At 35.9% G+C, this 17,893-nt stretch carries 16 protein-coding genes; 11 read left to right on the top strand and 5 right to left on the bottom strand.

The window, feature by feature from the left end; translation table 11 throughout:
* Nucleotides 1–725 (bottom strand): ABC transporter transmembrane domain-containing protein (locus tag ACFIO5_RS02150; RefSeq protein WP_375705066.1); only part of this gene is annotated, 725 nt, incomplete at its 3' end.
* A gap of 256 nt (nucleotides 726–981) precedes the next feature.
* On the opposite strand from ACFIO5_RS02150, the gene ACFIO5_RS02145 reads away from it, so the two are divergent.
* Nucleotides 982–1,293 carry a hypothetical protein gene (locus ACFIO5_RS02145; protein WP_375636207.1) on the top strand — a complete coding sequence of 104 codons (312 nt, stop codon included), beginning with the start codon at nucleotides 982–984 and terminating at the stop codon, nucleotides 1,291–1,293.
* 1,469 nt (nucleotides 1,294–2,762) lie between these two features.
* On the opposite strand, the gene ACFIO5_RS02140 is transcribed toward ACFIO5_RS02145, so the two are convergent.
* The 4 genes from ACFIO5_RS02140 to ACFIO5_RS02125 all read right to left on the bottom strand — a co-directional run bounded on the left by ACFIO5_RS02140 (nucleotide 2,763) and on the right by ACFIO5_RS02125 (nucleotide 7,374).
* A complete protein-coding gene (locus ACFIO5_RS02140) occupies nucleotides 2,763–3,548 on the bottom strand; it encodes a DUF1499 domain-containing protein (protein ID WP_375636209.1) in 786 nt (261 codons plus the stop codon).
* A 526-nt stretch (nucleotides 3,549–4,074) separates the two neighbouring features.
* On the bottom strand, nucleotides 4,075–4,614 hold the full coding sequence (locus ACFIO5_RS02135; protein WP_375636211.1) for a DUF1254 domain-containing protein: 540 nt from the start codon (nucleotides 4,612–4,614) through the stop codon (nucleotides 4,075–4,077).
* Complete coding sequence (locus ACFIO5_RS02130) at nucleotides 4,607–5,203, bottom strand: DUF1214 domain-containing protein (protein ID WP_375634262.1); 597 nt, start codon at nucleotides 5,201–5,203, stop codon at nucleotides 4,607–4,609. The genes ACFIO5_RS02135 and ACFIO5_RS02130 overlap by 8 nt, the downstream gene beginning before the upstream one ends.
* A gap of 17 nt (nucleotides 5,204–5,220) precedes the next feature.
* Nucleotides 5,221–7,374: a transglycosylase domain-containing protein gene (locus tag ACFIO5_RS02125; protein WP_375634261.1), complete on the bottom strand. Its 2,154-nt coding sequence runs from the start codon at nucleotides 7,372–7,374 to the stop codon at nucleotides 5,221–5,223.
* Nucleotides 7,375–7,722: 348 nt separating this feature from the next.
* Between ACFIO5_RS02125 and ACFIO5_RS02120 the strand changes: the two genes are divergently transcribed.
* The 10 genes from ACFIO5_RS02120 to ACFIO5_RS02075 all read left to right on the top strand — a co-directional run bounded on the left by ACFIO5_RS02120 (nucleotide 7,723) and on the right by ACFIO5_RS02075 (nucleotide 17,889).
* Nucleotides 7,723–7,959 (top strand): hypothetical protein, encoded by a 237-nt coding sequence (locus ACFIO5_RS02120; protein ID WP_375634259.1) that lies wholly within the window; start codon nucleotides 7,723–7,725, stop codon nucleotides 7,957–7,959.
* A 21-nt stretch (nucleotides 7,960–7,980) separates the two neighbouring features.
* Nucleotides 7,981–8,646: a response regulator transcription factor gene (locus ACFIO5_RS02115; RefSeq protein WP_375634257.1), complete on the top strand. Its 666-nt coding sequence runs from the start codon at nucleotides 7,981–7,983 to the stop codon at nucleotides 8,644–8,646.
* Nucleotides 8,646–10,064 (top strand): ATP-binding protein, encoded by a 1,419-nt coding sequence (locus ACFIO5_RS02110; RefSeq protein WP_375636213.1) that lies wholly within the window; start codon nucleotides 8,646–8,648, stop codon nucleotides 10,062–10,064. The genes ACFIO5_RS02115 and ACFIO5_RS02110 overlap by 1 nt, the downstream gene beginning before the upstream one ends.
* A gap of 230 nt (nucleotides 10,065–10,294) precedes the next feature.
* Nucleotides 10,295–11,065: a tetratricopeptide repeat protein gene (locus ACFIO5_RS02105; protein ID WP_375634253.1), complete on the top strand. Its 771-nt coding sequence runs from the start codon at nucleotides 10,295–10,297 to the stop codon at nucleotides 11,063–11,065.
* A gap of 77 nt (nucleotides 11,066–11,142) precedes the next feature.
* Entirely contained in the window at nucleotides 11,143–11,622 is a 480-nt protein-coding gene (ccmE, locus tag ACFIO5_RS02100) for a cytochrome c maturation protein CcmE (RefSeq protein WP_375634251.1), read from the top strand.
* Between the two features lie 7 nt (nucleotides 11,623–11,629).
* The gene (locus tag ACFIO5_RS02095; RefSeq protein ID WP_375634249.1) at nucleotides 11,630–13,609 is read left to right on the top strand and encodes a heme lyase CcmF/NrfE family subunit; all 1,980 of its coding nucleotides are present in this window, start codon (nucleotides 11,630–11,632) and stop codon (nucleotides 13,607–13,609) included.
* Between the two features lies 1 nt (nucleotide 13,610).
* Nucleotides 13,611–14,021 carry a cytochrome c-type biogenesis protein gene (locus ACFIO5_RS02090; RefSeq protein WP_375634247.1) on the top strand — a complete coding sequence of 137 codons (411 nt, stop codon included), beginning with the start codon at nucleotides 13,611–13,613 and terminating at the stop codon, nucleotides 14,019–14,021.
* Between the two features lie 218 nt (nucleotides 14,022–14,239).
* Complete coding sequence (locus ACFIO5_RS02085) at nucleotides 14,240–15,751, top strand: Do family serine endopeptidase (protein WP_375611163.1); 1,512 nt, start codon at nucleotides 14,240–14,242, stop codon at nucleotides 15,749–15,751.
* A 72-nt stretch (nucleotides 15,752–15,823) separates the two neighbouring features.
* A complete protein-coding gene (locus tag ACFIO5_RS02080) occupies nucleotides 15,824–16,510 on the top strand; it encodes a response regulator transcription factor (protein ID WP_273791552.1) in 687 nt (228 codons plus the stop codon).
* On the top strand, nucleotides 16,507–17,889 hold the full coding sequence (locus ACFIO5_RS02075) for a sensor histidine kinase (protein ID WP_375634245.1): 1,383 nt from the start codon (nucleotides 16,507–16,509) through the stop codon (nucleotides 17,887–17,889). The genes ACFIO5_RS02080 and ACFIO5_RS02075 overlap by 4 nt, the downstream gene beginning before the upstream one ends.
* Nucleotides 17,890–17,893 lie beyond the last annotated feature (4 nt).

The following is a 17,893-nucleotide window of genomic DNA, read 5'->3' as shown; positions in this document are numbered from 1 at the left end:
CTGGTTGTAAGGCTTTGATCTAAACTACGAGCTAAAGTTTCTTGCATGCGTATCGTATGAGCAGATTCTTTTACATGTGCTTTAATGGCTTCAAGATTGGTAAAACTTTCAATAAGGCGCGATTTATGGACAGCTTGCAGAGTGAAAGAACGGCGTAATTGGCGGCGCAAGAAGGGACCGACCAACGCTAAAGAACCCATTTGTAAAGGTAAAATGATAAGGACAATGAAGGTCAGTTTCGGACTAATGGAAAAGAGTGCCGCAAGATAAATGATTGCGAACAGAACATTTAGCACAGTTGTGGCGATGGTTCCTGTTAGAAAACCGCGAATTGTATCAACCTCTCCGATTCGCGTGAATAGTTCTCCCACTTGCCAAGTGCGTAAGACAGGCAAGGAAAGACTTAACAGATGGCTGTAAATGCGCCGCCCAAATTCTAATGTAAGCCGATTGGCTAAATAAGCGCCTAGGTAACCTGATAGAGTGCTAAGAGCCGTGCTAAACAGCATAATAGCAACCATCAAGACAACGATAGCATAGAGACTTTCAATACGTTGAAAAGGGAGAATACGGTCGATAATCGCTTGAAAAATAAAAGGATTCACCAAGCCAAGTAAGCGCAAAACAACAGCAACGCAACTGAGTTCGATGACATAATAAATATATTTCTTTGTTGTTCTTGTAAACCAAGAGAATGATACAGGTTTTTCTTGTGAATGACTCATTTGAATTTATGATTTTGTTTAAGAGAAAGAGCGATGGATGTCGCATATTTAAACAGTATTGTAAATAGTATTATATTTATACAAAATATACATTTTGTATGTATGCAATACAAACAAAATGTATATTTTATTTATACAGTATTTTTATTGTTATTTATACAAATTATATTTGATATTTGCTAAAATGAATAATAATGAATTTTCCACTGTATCTTTGTGATACAGTTATTTTTAACAATAATTAAAGAGGTTTTATATGTTTCGTTCATTTGGTTCTAGTTTTTCTAATGGTTGGTCTCATGTTTCTAATACGTGGTCAAATATTTCATCAATGAATTTTTCAAGCAGTGGATCACGACCTGGGTGTACTGTTGGAGATTATCTCTCTGCAGGATTTTCAATGGGACATAGGGGACATGATATGGGAGTGGTAATTGGTGGAGTTATGGGGGGGGTAACTGGAGGACCAATAGGCGCTGTGGAAGGTTTATGGTTAGGAGGAAGAGTTGGCTCTGGAGTAGGATTTGCCACAGGTATAGGAAATACAGCCTATGGATGTTATCGCTAATATAAAAATCAGCAGATATTTCTAAAATGAACAAGCTTGTAGGCATAATTATGTGTCTACAAACTTGACAGGAAGGTTTAGGTGCATAATTTTACAAAATTATATATTTAATTTGGATTTTTTTTATGAATGAGATTATTAGTATTATTGTAGAATTATTATTTTCTATAGGTGCTTTATTTATATTTTTCTATACATTGTTTTCATATTATAAATCTAAAGGTTATAGTAAAAAGGAAGTTTGGAAAAAAATTTTGTTAAGAATATTTTTGTTCGTTATATTATTTTCTATAATATTTTTTATTTATATACGTTATTTCTATGAACAATGATTATTCATTATTAATTTATAATTATAGATTAATTTGGAAATTTTATTTTTATATTATTTTACTTTATTAACTTTTGTATGATATAATATATATTAATGTTTATTGTTTTTATATATATTTAATTTGGATTTTTTTATGAGTGATATTATTCGTATTATTGCAGAATTATTATCTTCTGCATGTGCTTTCTTTATATTTTTCTATACAATGTTTTTACGGTATAAATTTAAAGGTTATAGTAACAAAGAAATTGTGAAAAAAATGTTGTTAAGCACATTTTTGTTCATTATATTTGTTATATTACTTTCTATAACAGTTTTTATTTGTATACGTTATTTATATGAAAAATGATTATTTATTATCTTTATATAATAATGTTTTTGATATTTTATTTTCAATATTTATTTTTATATTTTCATTTTCATTAATTTATAGATACAGTGGTGACAGTTGGAAAAATAGTATAAAGGAAGCAATTAAGACATTTAGTGGGTTCTTTTTGTTATTTTTGGCGTTTTGTTTTATTTATGTTGCGTTTAAATATATTAGATATTAGTATTTATATTTAAGTTATGTTTGATAAAAAATTATTTTCATTTAAATAAGTTTCTATTATTTGTAATAATATATATTTTTTTTATTATTATGAAATTTCTTTATAAAATTGAAATAATCATTTATTGTAAAATACAGATGAATTTATGTGTATTTTATTGTTTATTTTTTTCTGTAACTATATTACATATGCATCATATTTTATGATAAATGTATTTCATCTTTCTTGATGAAGATATATTTTTCTATTTTCATTGGAAAAATAAGCCTGTAAGAAATGCTTAATTTCCTTATTAGAGAAGTCTTCTTTCCTACTTTTATGATGAGATTTCTGAGCATAAAAAATATATGTAAAATCAATTATAGTATTTAAGTTTAGAATTTGAATTCAAATTCAAATATTTTATCTATATGTCACGCGCTAAAAAGAGTCTATAAGTTGCTTTTGGGTGTTTAAAGAACTTGTCAGTAATGCTTATGGCCGTCGAGAGACGATAAATGTTTTGTGCGTTTCTGCACGTCTCAAAATTTATTTTTGAAATAAGCTAATTTAGTAAATGTAACTTACTATACTTCTAACCTCTACTCATTATCTTCAGAAAGAGGAAGTGAGGCGATTTCTGTATCAAGTGCATCCATAAAATCGATAATAAAAGCAGCATTTGTCCCCAAATCTCTTGGCAAATAACGAGAAGCAGAACGCATATCAACAAAAGTTGTATCCCCTTCATCAGTTAAACGAATAACAATATCTAAAATAAAGCCAAGATAAAAAGTTTTTGCTCTCGTTTCGATATAAATTTCATTTTCTTCGCCTTTGAATTCTCGTTGTGCTACAACAGGCCAATCATACGCAGCTAAAACATTAAGAACGGATTCGCGAATACGGTCAGGTGAGCCATCATAACGGCGCCCCGATATTTCTGGCCATTGTGACATCTGTATTGCTGCTTGTTCAGTCAAAACACTTTTGAGCGGTAAAGCATCGCTGGGACGTATTGTGCGAAAAAAAGCCGGCGGGCTTTGTGTATCGGTAGAAATATCGTAAAGAGCCGGTAAGGTAAACCAAAGTCCAAAAAAGAGCATCAATGGTGTCGCAGTTATGAGTGAATAAACGATCCCTTTTAAAGCTTTCATTCCCCCTAGAGCACCATATAACCATAAACTATGAAGTGCTTTAATAGCCAGAAAAAGAGAAATAATTACACAGCCAGTAGAGATACCTATCAAAATTATGAAGTCGCTTATGTTAATGACGGAAAAACGTTGTAAAATGACTGAAAATAATAAAATAAAGAACGACAATCCACCAAATCGAGGGGACCATACTGCTGCTCTTGAAACGAACCGAACATATCTCTTCTTCATGAAGTTTTTCCCCTCAATTGTAAACTATAAGCCAAGTTTTTTCAGAGTGCTATCTTACAAAAAGCTTATGCTCATAAAACAAAAATAAAGCACTTATTTTTGAGGTCAAGGATGCGTAATGTCTTATAAGTTTCCAGCGATTGTTTTGGCACTTCATTGAAGGTAAACAGTATTTCTTCTATAGTTTATCATGTTATTGATGCGAATTTTATGGGAATGTTTGTAAATAAAAAGAAATAAACTCAAATAACAAGTTTTACAATTGTTAGCAGCATATTTTTTAGAGCTTTACTCTTGATTTTTCTCTTCTGATTGCGGGGAGTTTTTTCTGTCAGATAATGCGTATCAAATAGGATATGATGATGTGCAATAGAGATTTCATTATATCTCAATAAAAAATTGAGGGATTTATAATCAGATAAATTTGAATATTCAATTAATAGAGAAAAAAGATAACCATTTTGATAGGCTTCATGTATTTTGTATAGAAAGTAAGGTGTTGTACAAATGAGAGGTTAGTCGGTTTTTATTCATAAAATATACGGCAGGTCGCAGATGAAAGGAAAGCTTCACTTTCTTTTCCCGCAAGGGAAGAAGGGACAAAAGTACGTAAAATAACAAACCCTTCATTCAAATTTTTAGCAACCAAAACTGAATTGGTATTTTTTTTAGGTTTTGATTTTTTGAGTTCTATGATTTGTATTGGTTTTCCAATGATAAGATCGAGTGTCGCATCAGGGGCTGTTCGGTCATTAAGGCTATAGAAAATAATTCCGTTGTGTGTGTAGGCTGCTAGTGACCAAAATTGTCGTGTTTTCAAAGCTTTTAAATGAACAGGTCCATTTTCAAGGTTAAATCTGCAGACTTTAAGAAGAAAGAGGGGATCAGCAGATTGTTGAATAGGATTATCGGGAGTAAAATCGACAAATTGATAAGAGGTTCCAGATTTTTTTAGTGCTGTCCATATATTATCTTGTGCCCAGGTGGGGATCAGAAAGAGAACGCAAATATGAACAATAATAGCGCCAATGATTGCAAGAAGTGCGATATAAATAAATCTAGTCACAATTTATTTGTCCTGATGGGATTTGTTCTATTGATGGCATTGTAAGCGTTTGTAATGCCGTTGCTGAGATGATTGGGGTATCGTATAAAGTAAGAATAAGCCCGAATTCTTTTTGACTAACTGTTGCAAGCCAATTGCCGGTTTGCGGTGTGGGTGAAATATTAATGCGCAATGAGCCATCATGCTCATAGATAATATTGTCAGTGTGGAGTTCAAAAGGTATTTCTTTGGATGAAGTATAGGGTTTTAGGGATTTGTCAGCTGTATAAAGGGTAAAAAGACGGGTTTCAGGGATGGTGCCTTTGAGTAAATAATGACAGTGATGATGAAGTGGACGCCCTTGGTTATCTTGCCAAATCTGGAATTGAATACCTTCAGTTCGTCCGAGTGAAACAATGCCTCGTTTGGTCGTGCGGGCGCGGGTATAAGGATCCATATTGGCGGTTCCCATTTTTGGATAAGCACTCCATTTTCCAATTCTAAAGCGTTCAAAATGAGGAAAGGAATTGAGCACATAATCGACACTCAGTGTTCCACATAAAATGGAAAAAGCGAAGATAAAAAAGAAAATGGTGATATTAAAAAACATCAGTGAATATCTTGAATTCAAAATGTTGAATCTCCAGTTGTTTTCATCTTCAAAGAAATTGCAGATGGTTTTTTCAGATCTTTGTTAATCAATCGCACAATATTCAATGTTTCAGGAGAAAGCGTAGAGGGTATTGGAGGAGGAACTTCAGAATCTGCATGGGAAGAAAGTACTGGGGGCTGATAAGGAGGAAGGAGAGAATCTTGAACACCATAGAGCTGTTTGAGCATGATATTTTGATGTGCAGCAAGCATGATGCGATGCCATATCATGGCAGGAACGCCACCCCCAAAAGCACGATTCATCGGTGAAAAGTTATCATTTCCCATCCATACGGCTCCCGTATAATTGCCTGTAAAGCCAACAAACCAAGCATCACGATAAGATTGTGATGTTCCAGTTTTCCCTGAGACGAGAGTCATGGGCAGAGCAGCACGCTTACCAGATCCTCGTGTCGTGACACCCACCATCATTTGGTTCATATAAGCTGTTGATTGTCTGCTGAGAACTCGGTGTAACTTATTTCCGTTATGTTCGAAATCCCACACAACACGACCATCAATTGTTTTGATTTGCGTAAACCCATGACGATTACCCGCTATTCCTCCATTGGCAAAGACATTAAAGCCTGTAGCTTGATCCATGGGGGTCATATTGGAAGTGCCAAGAACCATTGTTTTGTGTGATAAAATATGCGCGTTAATCCCCATATTCTTGATGAGATCTATGATGGGTTGGGTATCACGGTTAAGATATTGATAGGTGAGATACACAGGGACTGTATTAATAGAAAAAGCTAAAGCTGTTGCTAAATCAATTTTTCCCAAATAACGACCAGAATTATTTTTGGGTGTCCAACCTCCCCAATTGATAGGAGCATCTAAAACAATTGTCGAGGGAGACAGTCCGTGTTCCAGTGCGGTTGCGTAAACATAAGGTTTGAATGAAGAACCAGTTTGCCGTCCGCCTTGTGTTGCTCTGTTAAATTGGCTCTTTTTATAATCGAGTCCTCCAACAATTGCGCATACGGCACCGTTATTATCGAGTATAACGGTGGCAGCTTGGGTTACGCGATATTGTTGACCATATTGATGTAAATGATATGCGATTGATTCTTCTGCTGCTTTTTGAATATTCGGATCAAGGGTTGTTTGAATAATTAAACTATGGCTTGGAAGTTGATTGCGCATTTTTTTGACTTCCTCGAATGCCCAATCAAGAAAATAATCTGGCTGATTATTTTCTATTTGGGGAAGTGCCTTAGCAGGGTGGCGATGCGCATTGATAATTTGGCTCTTTGTCATAAAGCCACTATTAACAAGATTAGAAAGGACGACATTGGCACGTGTTTGAGCAGCAAAGAGATGACTATGAGGAGCATATTTTGTTGGAGCTTTAAAGAGTCCTGCTAACATAGCAGATTCACTTAAAGATACATGACGTATGTTTTTTCCAAAATAAAATTTTGCCGCTGCGGCAATACCAAAATTGTTTCCTCCCATATAGGCTCGGTCAAGATAAAGTTGTAAAATCTGCTTTTTGCTAAAATTTGCTTCTAGCCAAAGAGCAAGATAAGCTTCTTTGATTTTACGTGTTATGGTTCTCTCGTTTGTTAAGAATAAATTTTTAGCCAATTGTTGTGTGAGAGTTGAACCACCTTGCACCACACCTTTAGCTTGCATATTTTGTGAAATTGCCCGTGTAAGTCCTTGAAAATCAATACCCCAATGATCAAAAAAACGACGGTCTTCTGTAGCGAGAACCGCTTTAATGACAGTGTCAGGCATTTCTTCAACGGGGACAGAGATTGCCGGCAGTGCACCACGGTGCCCAATGGAATTTCCATAGCGATCTAGAAAAAGAATGGAAAAGTTTTTAGGAGAAGACCAATCTGTTTTGGTCAGTTCAAAAACAGAAATGCCAAAAATGGTAAAAAGAGTAAATCCCATCAACCCTAATGTTAGTATTTCATCGAGAACTTCAACGATAAAACGTTTCCATCCTTGAAGATGAAAATTTTGTGAGACGATTTTTGCCTTTTTCCAGAAAAAACTGTTAGCAGAACGAATGTGATAAAGCGCTGTGTCTAATCGTGCGTCTAATTCAATGAGAGCAGGACTGTGAAATGGCTTACGATGTTGCCTTTTCTTTTTTTTAAAAAAATCAAACATTTAAAGAGAGCCTATGGCAAAGAAATACAACCAAACAAATCTACAATAATTATATGGAGTAGAAGTATTTTTTTGCTATAGTGCTAACAGAGAAAGAGTTTATTTTAGAATTATTCATTTTTCATAAGATAGTGTATTAAGATTTTATTATTTTATTGAATAAATTTTATTCTCATTATTAAAAATATTTTATTTTGAGTTTTTAAAAATTTGGAATAATATTAATGTGTTCTTCTGTAAGATAGAGGATAAATTATTTCCATTTGTGATTTTTAAGTCGACCCAAAAAAACCATTATTTCTTTTATCCTTTATCAAGGAAAAGAAGAGATGGGTTATTGAAATATTTATGATGAAAAAAAAATTCTTGTTTGTAATAATAGCAGCTTTTTTAGGAGCAGATTCTGTTCGAGCTTCTGGGTGTGCTGAAGTAGGTAAGAAGGTTGCCGCGCAAGAGAGCGGGGTTCTCGTCCGTTCAAAACCGGTTGTTCAGGATGGAAAGGACATGTGTGCAATTGTGGTTGTTGTACCAGCCCGTAATGGTGAAAAGTTACGTCGTGTTGAGTTTTTTGTTCCTGCTGATTAGTCTTTAGCAGATGGTGTTGTGATGCGTATCTTAATCGTTGAAGATGATCGGAATCTTCACCATCAATTAGCAGAAGCTGTAAGACGTGCAGGATATGTTTCCGATAGTGCTTTCGATGGTGAAGAGGCTTATTTTTTAGGTAGCACAGAGTCTTACGACGCGGTGATACTTGATATAGGTTTACCGCAGATTGATGGTATTAGTGTTGTTGAAAAGTGGCGTCAAGAAGGGATCTCCATGCCTGTTTTAATGCTAACAGCGCGAGACCGTTGGTCTGATAAGGTGCACGGTATTGATGCTGGAGCTGACGATTATGTTGTGAAGCCATTTCATTTGGAGGAAGTGATGGCGCGCTTGCGAGCATTAATTCGTCGCACTACGGGACATGCGACGAGTGCATTATGTTGCGGAAATGTTTTGTTGGATACAAAGACATCTCGTGTTTTTGTGGATGGTCAATTGATTAAACTAACATCTTATGAATTCAGACTGCTTTCGTATCTCATGCATCATTGTGACAGAGTCATTTCAAGAACAGAGCTTACTGAACATCTTTATGATCAGGATTTTGATAAGGACTCGAATACAGTGGAAGTCTTTGTAGGTCGGTTACGGAAAAAGCTTGGAGTGGATTTGATTGAAACTATTCGAGGAATGGGATATCGCGTGAGAACGCGAGGTGATTAATGAATGTTTTTGAAGAGAATAATTGGTATAGGAGGTTCTTTTTTGTAATTACTCGATCTCTCAGTTTACGTGTTATGATCTTATCAACATTATGGGTTGTTATTTCTCTTTTATCGATTTCTGCAGTAAGTATTTTATTTTATAAGCGTTCGACTGAACAAAGCCTAGAGCGTATCCTTTCTGCTCAACTCTACAGTCTTATTGCAACAGTGACGGTGTCATCAGAAGGTACTTTAAGAGGAGGGGCTGGGATTGATGATATTCGTTATTCTGATCCAACAACAGGATGGTATTGGGAAGTTGTTGCGATATCCCATAATTTAAAAGGAAGATTGACATCCCCCTCATTGGGAACAGGCGAGATATTTACACCAAGTGATGTTGATATACCTTTTAACAATAAATTCTTTCGCTCTTATCGGATAACGGGGAACAATGGTCAAAAGCTACAAGTGATTGAGAGTGATGTTGTTCTTGATAATAAAAATCATATTGCACGTTTTCGGCTTGTTGGGAATATCGATGAAGCTCATGCCCAGGTAAAGGAATTTAAGCGAACTTTGCAAATTTTTCTTTGGAGTTTCGGTATCGGGAGTGTTCTTATTAATATTGCTATTATTTTCTTTAGTTTTCAACCGTTGAAGCTTATTCGACGTGCATTGAATGATATTCGCGAAGGAAGAGTTCATTATGTGAATACGGATTTAGTAAGCGAAGTGATGCCGCTTGTACAAGAGATGAATGCTCTCATTAATAATAATCAGCGTATTATTGAGCGATTTCGCACACAGGTTGGTAATCTCGCGCATTCATTGAAGACGCCTCTATCCGTGATTATGAATGAGACAGATAAGATGCGCGGAGAAAAGGCTAGTTTGTTGAGAGAGCAAACGCAAATAATGCAAGCTCAAATCAATCATTATCTTCAGCGTGCGCGGATTGCAGCACAATGCGATAGTGTTGTCTATCATACGTCTGTTCGCAGTGTGCTTGAACGCTTGGTGCGGGTTATGAAAAAGCTTAATCCTGAAAAACAAATTCAATTTATTATGGATGTTGATGATATTGTTTTTTCTGGAGAGAAGGAAGATTTAGAAGAAATTATAGGGAATCTGATTGAAAATGCTACTCAGTGGTCTCGCGCAAAGGTTTTGATCTCTTGTTGTTTAGAAGAAAATGCTGAAGAAACAGAATATTTTAGTATCTTTGTAGAAGATGATGGTCCTGGTTTAACAGAAGACAAAATTGATGAAGCATTAAAAAGAGGGCGGCGGTTTAATGAAAATAAACTAGGGTCAGGCTTAGGGTTAGCAATTGTTTCAGATATGGTCAGTGAATATGGTGGCAATCTCTTTTTATCACGTTCTGATTTGGGTGGATTGTATGCAAAAGTTTTATTACCTAAGATGGGAGAATAACATATTTTCTCCTTAAGCAAGAAATGTCTATAAAGTTTTTAAAGCAGTATTTTCAGACAATACATCAAAGAGTAGGGAAACATTGTTTTTAGTTTCTTTGTTTAATTGATGTATATAATAGATTAATATTCTCCATGAAAAAATGAATTTTTATTAATTCACATCATTTTTCTCATGAAGAGGATAAAATGTAAGCGAGTTATTCTCTGTTCGTATTGGAAAAAAACGATATGCTCTTATTAATTTCTGCAGCATTTTTTCTGATTTTTCTGGCAAGTGTTCTTTTTCTTTCACTACGTTTTGACGATGAGATAAAAAAAGAATGGAAAGTTCAAACCGTGGATGGTTACAGAAGCCATAAGCGTATGATTGAGTTTAACAAGCTTTATATGCATTATAAAAAAAGAAATATTCTTAAGGCTTTAAGTATCTTGTTTGTTCTCCTTATGACATGGAATATTTATGGGCTGACAGGCAATCCAGAAGTGAAAAGTTATTTTTTTAGCGAATTAATGGATAAAAATCCTCAAACTCTTAGTAAGCAAGAAAAGCTTATTCGTTTACAAGTGCTTTTTTTCCGTGCACCTCATGATGGCAAGCTAGCAGATGCGTTAGCGGTAGGGTATCTCGAAGAAAGCCTTTTTCAAGAAGCAGTGAATACTTATTTAGATGCACTTCGTTTGAATGGAGAAACAGCTCCAAGGCTTGTAGGATACGGTTTAGCATTGGTTGGTTATGAAGGGGGAGTGATAACGCAAGAAGCGCAAAATGCTTTTCAAAAAGCAGCAGATTTAGCGCCAACAGATTTTTATCCACGTTTATTGTTGGCAGATGCATTGCATCAAGCAGGAAAAACTGCGCAGGCAGTGCAATTTTTACAAAGCTTTCTTGATACAATGCCTGAAAATTTTTCAGGACAATCACGTGTTAAAAAAATGATGATTCAGTTACGTGATTTATCGAGTGATCATACAAAGAAAAGAAATCTTGCACCTATGTAGAAGATGTGCAAAGCTCTTAAAAAATAAAATATTGATACTTAGTTATAACGTATTTAAAATTTTTTCGCAGAGTGTCTATGAACAGTCAATCTTTAAAGAATTCTACCTCATGGAAGGTTATTTTAGAGCAGCGAAAAAAAAAGCGCTTACTGATCATATTATTATGTTGTTTGGTTATAACAATTGCAGCAAGTCTCATAGTGTATGCAATGCGTCATGCGGTCAGTTTTTTTAGAATGCCCTCTGAAATTACAAGAGAAGATATTTTAACGGAGCGCCCTTTGCGTTTGGGTGGCTTTGTTGAAAAGGGAACTGTTCAATATGTTGGAGAGAGAGGCGTTGTTTTTTTTGTAACGGATAACAAAAAACATGAAAAAGTAGTTTTCAATGGTGCCTTACCGGATCTTTTTCGTGAAGGTCAGGGGGTGATCGTAGAAGGGCATTTCGATAAACAGGGATTTTTTATAGGGATGCGTATTTTAGCAAAACATGATGAAACTTATATGCCTAAAGAAACAGCTGATCGTTTGAAAAAACATTACATTATGGAGAAATAATTCGATTGTGCTTGTCGAACTGGGTCATATTTTTTTAGCTGCAGCATTTTCAGTAAGCTTATTAGGGGCATTTTTACCTGCTTTAGGTTTTTGGTGGAGAGAGCGTTTGTTAATGCAAACAGTTGTTCCTCTAACATATATTACTTTTACATTACTGCTTTTATCTTTTTTAGTGATAATTTATGCTTATGTTGTATCTGATTTTTCTGTTTTGAACGTTGTTGAGAATTCTCATTCAGAAAAACCGATGCTCTATAAAATTACAGGTGTTTGGGGCAACCACGAAGGCTCTATGTTGTTGTGGGTTTTAAGTCTTGCTTTTTTTAGTGCATTGATGGCTTTTTTTAGCCAACATTTGCCAGAAGATTTTAAGACGCTTGTTTTAATTTGCCAAAGTTGGATTACAACTGCTTTTCTTTTATTTATTCTTTTTGTATCCAATCCATTTTTACGCGTAAATCCACCAGCATTGCAGGGAAATGGTCTCAATCCTCTTTTACAAGATATCGCATTAGCAATTCATCCACCGCTACTTTATTTAGGTTATGTCGGTTTTTCACTTTGTTTTTCTTTTGCCGTTGCGGCATTGATTATGGGACATGTTGATAGAATTTGGGCGCGTGGGATTCGTCCGTGGCTTTTACTTGCTTGGTGTTTTTTGACATTGGGTATTATGGTTGGCTCTTATTGGGCTTATTATGAGCTAGGATGGGGAGGCTATTGGTTTTGGGATCCTGTTGAAAATGTTTCGTTTATGCCTTGGCTTTCAGGAACGGCTCTTTTACATTCTGCTCTTGTTCTCGAAAAACGAGAAATATTGAAAAGTTGGACTCTGTTTTTAGCGCTGCTTACTTTTTCCCTTTCTCTGATGGGAACTTTTCTTGTGCGTTCTGGGCTTTTAGTTTCTGTTCATAGTTTTGCTGTTGATCCAGCACGCGGGCAAGCAATTCTTGCTCTTTTATTTTTTTTTACGGGAGCTGCTTTTCTTCTTTTTGCTTTGCGTATCCCTATTTTAAAAACAGAAAGATTTTTTCAACCAATTTCACGTGAAGGGTTTATTGTTTTAAATAACTTGTTACTGACAACAATAACAGCAACAGTATTGATTGGTACGCTTTATCCTTATTTTATTGAGATATTAACAGGGCAAAAAATTTCTGTAGGGGCTGCTTTTTTTAACCTTACCTGTGGACCGCTAATGGTTTTGCTGTTGTTGTTTGTTCCATTTGGGACAATGATGGCATGGAAACGCGGTGATTTTCTTGCAGTTTTTGAACGGTTGTGGTTTGTTTTTGTATTGGTTGGTATCGTCTGTTTTATAATATTCTATGCGGCATCTGTGCGTGATATTTTTGCAGTTTTAGGGATTGGGCTTTCAGCGTTTGTTTTTTTAGGCAGTTTAGCGGATCTATGGGGAAAGAGTGGATATGGCAAGAGAGCTTTTTCAGTACGCGTTAAGAGATTTCTTGGATTGCCATGGTCTACTTTTGGTGCAGCAATAGCACATATGGGATTAGGCATTACATTATTTGGTATTGTTTGCGTGGTAAGTTTTGGGCAAGAACGTATTTTAATCATGAACGTAGGGGATAGGGTGACGATAGCGGATAAAACGCTTCATTTTGATGCAGTGCATGATGGTGTTGGTTCGAATTATTCGACAATGGAATTTTATTTTAAAATATATGAAAATAAAAACATTGTGGGTCATGTAACAGCCTCAAAGCGATTTTATTCAAGCCAAAATACATCAACAACAGAAGTTGGTCTTAAAAATTATGGCTTATCGCAGCTATATATTGTACCGGGACATATCGATAATCGGGGTCTCGTTGTGCACGTATGGTGGAAGCCTTATGTAATATGTATTTGGTTAGGGGCATTCATGATGGCTATGGGGGGATGTTTTTCTCTTTTGGGGTATTGGTTTCGCATTGGCATGTACAATAGGATAGTGCTTGCTTTAAATTTTTGGAAAAGACATTGAGATGAAAAAAATTCTTTGGATTGTATTTTTTTTAATTGCAACGTTTCCTTTTCGATTAGCAATAGCAGTAGAGCCGGATGAGATTTTAAAGGATAAGATTCTTGAAGCGCGAGCACGCCATATTTCATCGCATTTACGTTGTCCGGTTTGTCAAAATCAATCAATTGATGATTCAGATGCTGCTTTAGCAGGTGATTTACGGCTTTTAATTCGGGAAAGGCTAAAAATGGGCTATAGTAATCAGCAAGTCACTGACTTTCTTGTTGAGCGATATGGTGAATTTATTCTCTTGAAACCACCATTGAATAAAATAACTTGGTTTTTATGGTTCTCGCCTTTGATCATTATTATCATTGGCGTAAGTATTATATTTTTCCACTTCAAACGGAATAATCATGCGTTATGTGAATGAAAAAGAACAGTCAAAAATGTCATTGCATTAAAAAAAATGTTACATAAAAGAAAAAAATCAGATCATCTGCAATAAGCAGACAATCTTATTGTAATTATATTAGGGAATACTGAAACCTTACAAAACTTTAATAATTTAGACAGAAAACGGTAAGGTCTGGTATTTTATAAGTGATCGGAATTGAAATATAGGTATGATTGAATAGGAGCATAGAATAAATGGTTAAAAAGGCTTTCTTTAAAACATTTGTCGCAGTGAGTTTTTCTGCGATATTGGAAAGTGCACTGTTTTTTAGTGGATGTACATCAAGCTTGTGGATGACAAAGGCTCATGCAAGTTCTGTATTTACTTCGTTAATGCAACAACAGGGATTTGCCGATATTGTTGCTCAAGTGAAACCAGCCGTTGTGGCAGTACAAGTAAAGAGCAATAAAAAGAAAGAAGATAGGTTCTTTAGCAACTTTTTTAGTGGTCCAGGACTTGATCAATTACCAGATCAGCATCCTTTAAAAAGATTTTTTAAAGAGTTTTATGATTTTGATAAACCTAAAAATAAATTTCCGCACCAATCGCAGAGACTCCGTCCTGTTGCTTTTGGATCGGGTTTTTTTATTTCGTCTGATGGTTACATTGTGACCAATGATCATGTGATTTCTGACGGAACAAGTTATACTGTTGTTCTTGATGATGGTACAGAATTGAACGCAAAGCTCATTGGGAAAGACCCAAAAACCGACCTTGCCGTATTAAAAGTGAATGATAAAAGAAAATTTTCTTATGTTGATTTTGGTGATGATTCAAAGCTTCGTGTTGGGGATTGGGTTGTTGCTATTGGGAATCCATTTGGTCTTGGTGGAACTGTGACAGCAGGTATTGTTTCTGCACGTGGACGTGATATTGGCACTGGTGTATACGATGATTTTATTCAGATTGATGCTGCTGTTAATAGAGGAAACTCTGGTGGTCCAACGTTTGATCTTAATGGAAAGGTTGTTGGGGTTAATACAGCAATTTTTTCTCCTTCTGGAGGAAATGTTGGGATTGCTTTTGCTATTCCAGCAGCGACTGTAAAACAGGTTGTACAACAACTTATTGAAAAAGGTTCAGTTCAACGTGGTTGGTTAGGTGTTCAGATTCAGCCGGTAACAAAGGAGATTTCCGATTCAATAGGATTGAAAGAAGCCAAAGGTGCTTTGGTTACTGATCCGTTAAAAGGACCGGCAGAAAAGGCTGGTATTAAAGCGGGTGATGTAATTATTTCAGTGAATAATGAAAAAGTTGCTGATGCGCGTGAGTTGGCGAAACGTATTGCAAATATTAAACCAGGAGAAATGGTAACCATAGGGATTTGGAGATCAGGTAAGGAGGAGAGTATAAAGGTTAAACTCGCTTCAATGTCTGAAGATGAAAGTAAGAAAGAGACTTCAAAATATTCAAATGGACAGAGTGATTTAGATGAAACATTGGAAGATTATGGTTTGATTGTTATGCCTTCTGATGATGGTGTAGGGGTTGTCGTAACGGATGTCGATACCGATTCAGATGCTGCAGATAAAGGGATACGCCCTGGTGATATCATTGTGACAGTAAATAATAAACCGGTTAAACGAGTCTCTGATATTATTAACACAATCAAAAATGCTCAGCAGTTAGGACGAAAGGCTATACTCTTACAAGTGCGAACAAATGATCAAAATCGTTTTGTTGCTCTTCCAATTTTCAAAAAATAAGGCTTTAGTTGTAGGACAAATGTTTATTAAATATTTGTCCTACAACATAATAAAATAATGGAGATACGTTTTATGAAGATACTCGTTATTGAAGATGATCATGAGACGGGGCATTATCTCGAAAAAGCATTTTTGGAAGTAGGGCATTCTGTTGATGTTGCTTATGATGGGGATACGGGATATGCTTTAGCAACCACGGAAAATTATGACGTTATGGTTGTTGACCGAATGCTTTTGCATCGTGATGGTCTTTCTATTATTGCTGAATTGCGCGCTAAAGGCAATGAAACACCGGTTCTTATTCTGTCTGCTTTAGGGCAAGTTAATGATCGTGTAACGGGGCTGCGTGCAGGGGGAGATGATTATTTGACAAAGCCTTATGCTTTTTCTGAACTTCTTGCGCGTGTTGAAGTTTTACAACGGCGGAAAAATCCTAAAGAAGCAGAAACTGTTTACTGTGTAGGTAATCTTGAGCTTGATCGGTTAGCACATACGGTAAAACGAGGTGATAGAAACATTCTATTGCAACCACGAGAGTTTCGTTTACTTGAATATTTGATGCGTTATGCGGGGCAGGTTGTTACACGCACTATGCTTTTGGAAAACGTTTGGAATTACCATTTTGATCCACAAACGAATGTCATTGATGTCCATATCTCTCGTTTGAGAGCCAAAATTGAAAAAGATTTTGATGTTCCCCTTCTCCATACAGTGCGTGGAGCTGGATATATGCTGAAAGTACCAGATAACAAAGCATGAATCGTTTGATTAATATAATGCGCACGACGGCGCTAAGGCTTTCAGCACTTTACATTTTATTGTTTGGATTGGTGGCAACAGGACTTTCTATTTATATGACGGCATTTTCTGCTTCATTGTTAACAGAGCAAACTGAACAGGCTTTACATGAAGAATTAAAGTATATTGAAAATGCTTATAATTATGGGGGATTATCCTTATTAATGCGCACTATTGATTATCGTTCAAGACAACCAGGAGCATTTCTTTATCTTGTTACAGATTCTATGGGGCGTATTTTAGCAGGAAATGTAGCACGTATTGAATTAGGTCTTTTGAATCAGAGTGGTTTTATTTCTACCTCTTTTTTGTATTCCCGTTTTGGAGAACATGGCAAAACAAGTGAACATCGCGCTTTGGCGGTTATTGTTGATTTGCCTAATGCTATGAAGATTCTTATAGGACGTGATTTGGATGAGCCAGAACGTTTTGCTGTTGTTATTCGCAAAGCTGTGATCATTGCACTTGCTGCAATGGTTGGAGGCGCTTTACTCATATGGTTTTTTGTTGGCAGGAGAGCTTTACAAAGGATTGATCATGTAACGGCTGCATCACAGCGCTTGATGGATGGTGATTTCAGTGGGCGTTTACCTGTTTCTGGAGTAGGGGATGAGTTTGATCGATTGTCAACCAATCTTAATGTTATGTTAGACCGCATTGAAGAGTTAAATATTGGTTTACGTCAAGTATCAGATAATATTGCTCATGATCTGAAAACGCCGTTAACGCGTCTTAGAAATCGCGCTGAAGAGGCACTTTCAGGAAATAAGACAAAGCTTGAATATCGTCAGGTCCTTGATAGGGTTATTGCAGAGTCAGATCAACTTATTTGTACGTTCAATGCGATTTTAATGATTTCACGTATTGAGGCCAGCAGTGCAATTGAACATCTTGAAATGATGAATATGAAATTGATCATTGAGGATGCTGTTGAGCTTTACGAACCTTTTGCTGAGGAGTCAGGTGTTTTACTTCAGTTGGGAGATATATTTGATAAAGAGCTAAAATTGAATCGTGAGCTTGTTGCACAATCAATTTTTAATCTTATAGATAATGCAATTAAATATGCGCCTAAAGGTGGAAGGCAAGCGAAGGTTTGCTTATCAATGGAATATCGTGATGAACATTTATTAGTTGTTGTGAGCGATAATGGACCAGGAATAGCAGAGGATAAACGTGAAAAAGTGACAGAACGATTTGTTCGTCTTGAAGAAAGCCGCACACAACCTGGGTTTGGGATTGGTTTAAGTATAGCAAAAGCGGTTATGAAGCTTCATGGGGGTGAATTGTTACTTGAAAATGCAAATCCAGGGCTTAGGGCTATTTTGTTATTTCCTTAAAGAT

It is taken from the genome of Bartonella sp. AA86SXKL, from assembly GCF_042196885.1.
This window is presented reverse-complemented; position numbering and strand designations above follow the sequence as displayed.